Origin of the sequence: Rahnella perminowiae (genome assembly GCF_019049755.1) — a bacterium.
Lineage (GTDB): Bacteria > Pseudomonadota > Gammaproteobacteria > Enterobacterales > Enterobacteriaceae > Rahnella > Rahnella perminowiae.
Genome location: NZ_JAFMOS010000329.1, coordinates 1 through 5,089, shown reverse-complemented (window position 1 = coordinate 5,089; position 5,089 = coordinate 1). Strand labels below are relative to the sequence as shown.

Annotated in this window: 8 protein-coding genes; 6 read left to right on the top strand and 2 right to left on the bottom strand. The window is 52.4% G+C overall.

Annotated features, from left to right (window positions below):
- Positions 1 to 334 precede the first annotated feature (334 nt).
- Positions 335 to 1,696 (top strand): APC family permease, encoded by a 1,362-nt coding sequence (locus J1785_RS03445; RefSeq protein ID WP_129953323.1) that lies wholly within the window; start codon positions 335 to 337, stop codon positions 1,694 to 1,696.
- A 50-nt stretch (positions 1,697 to 1,746) separates the two neighbouring features.
- Here J1785_RS03445 and J1785_RS03440 read toward each other — a convergent pair whose 3' ends face one another.
- Together J1785_RS03440 and J1785_RS03435 are read right to left on the bottom strand one after the other, a co-directional pair.
- Entirely contained in the window at positions 1,747 to 2,070 is a 324-nt protein-coding gene (locus J1785_RS03440; protein WP_217139471.1) for an AzlD domain-containing protein, read from the bottom strand.
- Positions 2,067 to 2,735 (bottom strand): AzlC family ABC transporter permease, encoded by a 669-nt coding sequence (locus J1785_RS03435; protein WP_129953103.1) that lies wholly within the window; start codon positions 2,733 to 2,735, stop codon positions 2,067 to 2,069. Before J1785_RS03435 ends, J1785_RS03440 begins: the two co-directional genes overlap by 4 nt.
- Before the next feature lie 98 nt (positions 2,736 to 2,833).
- On the opposite strand from J1785_RS03435, the gene J1785_RS03430 reads away from it, so the two are divergent.
- From J1785_RS03430 to J1785_RS03410, 5 genes are all read left to right on the top strand, one after another.
- Positions 2,834 to 3,382, top strand: a complete 549-nt coding sequence (locus tag J1785_RS03430; protein ID WP_217139470.1) for a helix-turn-helix domain-containing protein — start codon at positions 2,834 to 2,836, stop codon at positions 3,380 to 3,382.
- A gap of 130 nt (positions 3,383 to 3,512) precedes the next feature.
- Positions 3,513 to 3,650, top strand: coding sequence for a hypothetical protein (locus J1785_RS03425; RefSeq protein ID WP_217218811.1), 138 nt, complete (start codon positions 3,513 to 3,515; stop codon positions 3,648 to 3,650).
- The gene (locus J1785_RS03420) at positions 3,640 to 3,894 is read left to right on the top strand and encodes a hypothetical protein (RefSeq protein ID WP_217218810.1); all 255 of its coding nucleotides are present in this window, start codon (positions 3,640 to 3,642) and stop codon (positions 3,892 to 3,894) included. Before J1785_RS03425 ends, J1785_RS03420 begins: the two co-directional genes overlap by 11 nt.
- A 369-nt stretch (positions 3,895 to 4,263) precedes the next feature.
- On the top strand, positions 4,264 to 4,713 hold the full coding sequence (locus tag J1785_RS03415; RefSeq protein WP_217218809.1) for a hypothetical protein: 450 nt from the start codon (positions 4,264 to 4,266) through the stop codon (positions 4,711 to 4,713).
- Entirely contained in the window at positions 4,710 to 4,979 is a 270-nt protein-coding gene (locus J1785_RS03410; RefSeq protein WP_129953099.1) for a helix-turn-helix domain-containing protein, read from the top strand. Before J1785_RS03415 ends, J1785_RS03410 begins: the two co-directional genes overlap by 4 nt.
- Positions 4,980 to 5,089: the final 110 nt, after the last annotated feature.

Below are 5,089 nucleotides of genomic sequence, written 5' to 3'. Positions count from 1 at the left end.
GGATAAAAACAATTAACAAAATCACCGTCAGACGACTTTTGGCAATACGTGCTCGTTTTGGCTGACGGTTTTATTTATTGGCGGTGTTTATTCTTATGCGGCTTGTAAATTCAATACTTAATAAGGCAAAATATGCGCCCCGCAAAACGGGGATGATCCGTTACTGGCTCATTGATACACGCATTCTTCATACCAGAAAACATTCAAATACCAGAGGCCGGGCTAAGTACCGGATAGATATTTACTTTCAGATACCGACAGTCTTGTCGCAAGGAAACATCAATGGTGCAGCACTCTCAATATGCCGCGTTCTCCGTCATGGGAAATCAACATCATGTCGGATAATGCCGTGACAGGTACCACTTCCCGCGTGGAATTACGTAAAACGCTTACGCTGATTCCGGTTGTTATGATAGGCCTGGCCTATATGCAGCCCATGACATTGTTCGATACGTTCGGTATTGTCTCCGGCCTGACGGACGGCCATGTGCCAACGGCGTATGCTTTTGCGCTGATCGCTGTGCTGTTCACCGCGCTCAGTTACGGCAAGCTGGTGCGCCGCTATCCTTCCGCCGGTTCTGCGTATACTTACGCGCAAAAAGCCATCCATCCGGTGGTCGGTTTTATGGTCGGCTGGTCGTCGCTGCTCGATTACTTATTCGCGCCAATGATCAATATCCTGCTGGCGAAAATCTATTTTGAAGCGCTGGTCCCGTCAGTGCCGTCGTGGATATTTGTCGTTGTGCTGGTCGGTTTTATGACGCTGTCGAATTTACGCAGCATTAAAACGGTCGCCAATATTAATACGCTGGTGGTTGTCTTGCAGATAGTGCTTATCACGGTGATCACCGGCATGGTGATTTATGGCGTGGGTCACGGCACCGGCTATGGCACGCTGGCCAGTACCCAACCCTTCTGGGGCGAAAATGCGCATACCGTGCCGATGATTACCGGTGCCACCATTTTGTGTTTCTCCTTCACCGGTTTTGATGGCATCAGTAACTTATCGGAAGAAACTAAAGATGCCGAGCGCGTGATCCCGCGGGCGATATTCCTGACGGCATTAATCGGCGGCGTAATCTTTATTGCGGCGACCTATTTTCTGCAACTCTATTTCCCGGATATCTCCAGCTTCAAAGATCCGGACGCTTCACAGCCGGAAATCATGTTGCAGGTGGCGGGCAGGGCGTTCCAGTTTGGTGCGCTGATTTTCTCCAGCATCACCGTGCTGGCCTCCGGTATGGCGGCACACGCGGGCGTTTCGCGCCTGATGTATGTAATGGGCCGCGACGGCGTGTTTCCGAAACGATTTTTCGGCTATATCCATCCGACATGGCGCACCCCGTCTTTCAACGTGTTGCTGGTTGGTGCCATTGCTTTGATGGCGATTAATTTCGATCTGGTCACGGCGACAGCGCTGATTAACTTCGGTGCGCTGGTGGCTTTTACCTTCGTCAACCTGTCGGTCATTTCGCAGTTCTGGATCCGCGAGAAGCGCAACAAAAGCGTTATGGATCATATCCAGTATCTGCTTCTGCCGTTGTGTGGCGCGCTGACTGTCGGCGCCTTGTGGGTGAATCTTGAAGAAGGATCGATGGTGCTGGGGCTTATCTGGGGGGCAATCGGCTTTATCTATCTGGCCTGCATGACCAAAAGTTTCCGCAATCCGGTTCCGCAATACGAAGACGTGGCGTAACTCATCACCGATGTGAAAAATGGCTTCTGCGGAAGCCATTTTTGTTTCTGCTACGCCATACCGAGCCCGCGCATCAGCGCCGTGACGGCGGCTGCCGCGACAATAATCACCATCAGCGGCGCTTTTCTCCAGGCTAAAAACAGCGCCACACCGACGCCAATAATCCTCGCGTATCCGGCAAAATGCTGGCCTTCAAACAGGGCTGACGTGGCCGCGACCGCCAGCAGTAAGGTGGTCGCCGCATCCGATAACATTGTCTGCGTGGCGGGGGACAAATTAAGGCGCGAACCCAGCCGGTAACCGGCCACGCGCATCAGAAATGTTCCGGCGGCGAGCACCGCAATTCCCGCCATCATCAGGCTGTGTGAGGTCATTTTCGGTTCCTCCACGCCAGCAATCCGAGCAGTGAAAACAGCACCGGCATACCGGCCGGAACAAAAGGTACCGCAGCTACCGCAATGATGGCACCGCCAGTGGCAGGAGTACGCGTTCTCCTGCTGCGCAGCGACGGGAAAATCAACCCCAGTAAAATGGCCGGGAATACGGCATCAAGGCCGATGGCTTTGATATCCGGAATAAACTGCCCGATATAAGCCCCGGCTATCACGCTGACCGGCCAGAACAAGGCGATGCCTGCGCCGCATAACCAGTAAGCCGTTTTACGCTTTTCAGGGGTAGATTGTGAGATGCCAAATACCACACTTTCATCGTTCATGATGTGACAACCCAGCCAGCTCATGGCTTTGCTGCCCACCAGATCCTTCACCGCAATCCCGAACGGTAAATGGCGTGCATTGACCAGTAATCCGGCCGCCGCTGCCGCAAACGGGCTGCCGCCCCCGCCGACAATGGCGATAAACAGAAACTCTGATGCCCCTGCCAGCACCAGCAGTGAAAGCATCAGCGGTACCCACAGCGGGAAACCGCCTGCGACCGCCAGCGACCCATAAGAAATCCCCACCAGGCCATCGGCCAGGCACACCAGAAAGATGGCTTTAATCACATCATTTCCCAGCGGTGAAAAGAAACGCGTACGCATAATTCAATCCCATAACGAACAAGTCTCTATTATAATGAACGCATCTGCATCGTTCTTCAAGTCGAACGATCGTTCGTTATACTGATCAGGGTAAGTTTATGCCACAACCTATTAGCGTTATTTCGAAGGGACTGGTTCGCGAGCGCCAGCGGGCCGGGCTGTCACTGGCGGAAGTTGCCCGCCGTGCAGGTATCGCCAAATCGACACTTTCCCAGCTTGAAGCGGGCAACGGTAATCCGAGCCTGGAAACGTTGTGGGCGCTGTGTGTGGCGCTGAATATTCCTTTTGCGCGCCTGATGGAGCCGGAAGTGAATAAAATGCAGGTGATCCGCCGGGGTGAAGGTCCGGCGGTGGTGGCCGAACTGGCGGATTATAAAGCAGTATTACTCGCGACCTGTCCGCCCGCTGCGCGCCGGGATATTTATCTGCTGACCACCCAGCCGGGAGCCGACCGTATTTCCAGCCCGCATCCGCAGGGTTCGGTGGAACACATTATTATCACCCAGGGGCGCGCCCTGGTCGGGCTGGTGGATTCACCGGTAGAACTGAATGCCGGAGATTACATTTCCTATCCTGCCGACGCTGAACATATCTTTCGCGCGCTGGAGCCTGACACCATGGCGGTGCTGGTATCAGAGCAGAGTTGAGGTTTTGTGTTCATGATGGCGTTGTGATCCCGGAAAGGTTTTGCGACAGACAGGCGCAATGAAGAGTCTGGTTGCTGAGTGATGAATGCCCTGCAATTTACAGGGAAATTATTTATCGCGAAGGGATTACATGGCTGACATGGCTGATATTGCAACGCGCATTGCCGGGGTTATTCTTTCCCCTGATGCTGTATATGGCCTTATAAAAGATGGCCACAAATTCATAAAAATTATGGTTCGCATGAGAAATAAACTCAATGCAGCATAATAATTGTGTTATCCGCTTTATCCGGTCATTGCGCTGCATTGCTACTAAGATCATCCCCTTCATTATTTTTCACATTTTCGAAGCACTTATTGGCCCGCTGAGCGTTATTGGCTCAATACTCTGCATTATGTTTTTTGAGCCCTGGCCGATGAAGTTTGTCTGCATGGGTGTATGGCTGGTGTTCCTCTATTTACTGTCTAAAGCAACAGATAAGCTTACCGGCAGAGATAAGCAGGATAATTAACGCGCTTCTTCGTCACATTGTTTTTAGCAGCGGTCCGGGTAAAGAAGGTGCGTTAATAATTTTTGCGAGACGTCCTGGAAAACCAGCCGGTGTTTCTTGTCGTGGTTTCGTCACCGTTGTATCTTCTCCCCGCACCTGAAAATCAGGTGCCGGGATTGACCTCCTGCCTGACTTTACTGGTGACACATGACGCGTTAGCGTTTATTGTGTCGCGCGTTTTGCTACACCTTTCAATGGTGGGCTGAGCGAGGGCATCGAAAGATGCGCCGGTGTCCAGTAAGGCCGGTAAGGTCAACCTTGTTCAGCTCGCCACCAATGAGATTGACCTCTCGGGTAGTGAGTAAAATTTACTTACCGGAGGCTGCCACGATGGCTACGACCCCAACCCAACATCATTCTTTAAAAGCCCTTCCTTTTAATGCCGCCACTGATTTCACTGTGCTGGCTGCGCATTGCGAACAATATGCTGAAGCGCTGTTAGAAAGCGACAATCCGCTGCAACGTCGCAATATTTCTGATGCTCTGGCCACGGCATTGAACAGACTGCAATCCGGCTTGCACAATCCTGTTCCACCTCATCTGATTAACAGCCTGACGGTAGATGCCCTTCCTGCCTCCGCACCCCGTTTTGAGCCTGATTCTGAACAGCTGGCCGAATACTGTCTCACCCTGACGCAGATTTTGATAAACCGTGAGGTCACCGAACAGTCCGAAAAATCCCTGACCGGGCTTCTTTATGATCTGGTCAGTTACTTCGCTGCGGATTTACAGGCACCCCGGTACCTGAGAACGGCGCAGGGTCCGGAGGAACTGGCATGAAAAATCAAGACTGGCACCAGGCCGACATTATTGCTTCGCTTAGAAAACGAAAGACAACGCTTGCCGCCGTTTCGCGTGCCGCCGGACTTGCCTCCTCAACGCTGACGAATGCCCTGACGCGTCCGTGGCCGAAAGGGGAAAAGCTGATCGCAGAGGCAATGGGTATTCCGCCAGAAAAAATCTGGCCGAGCCGGTATTTTGATGCAGCCGGTCGTCCGGTAGAAAGGAAAATTCGACAAGTAAAAGGAGAAATGCCGGATGGTTAATCCTGATATCAAAAACGTCATTGGCTTCTTCGGCACGCTATTATCCGTCAGTCGCATTTGCCGTCGGTGCGGGAAATGTGACCCGAAAAATTTTAGCGGTATGGTTGGAT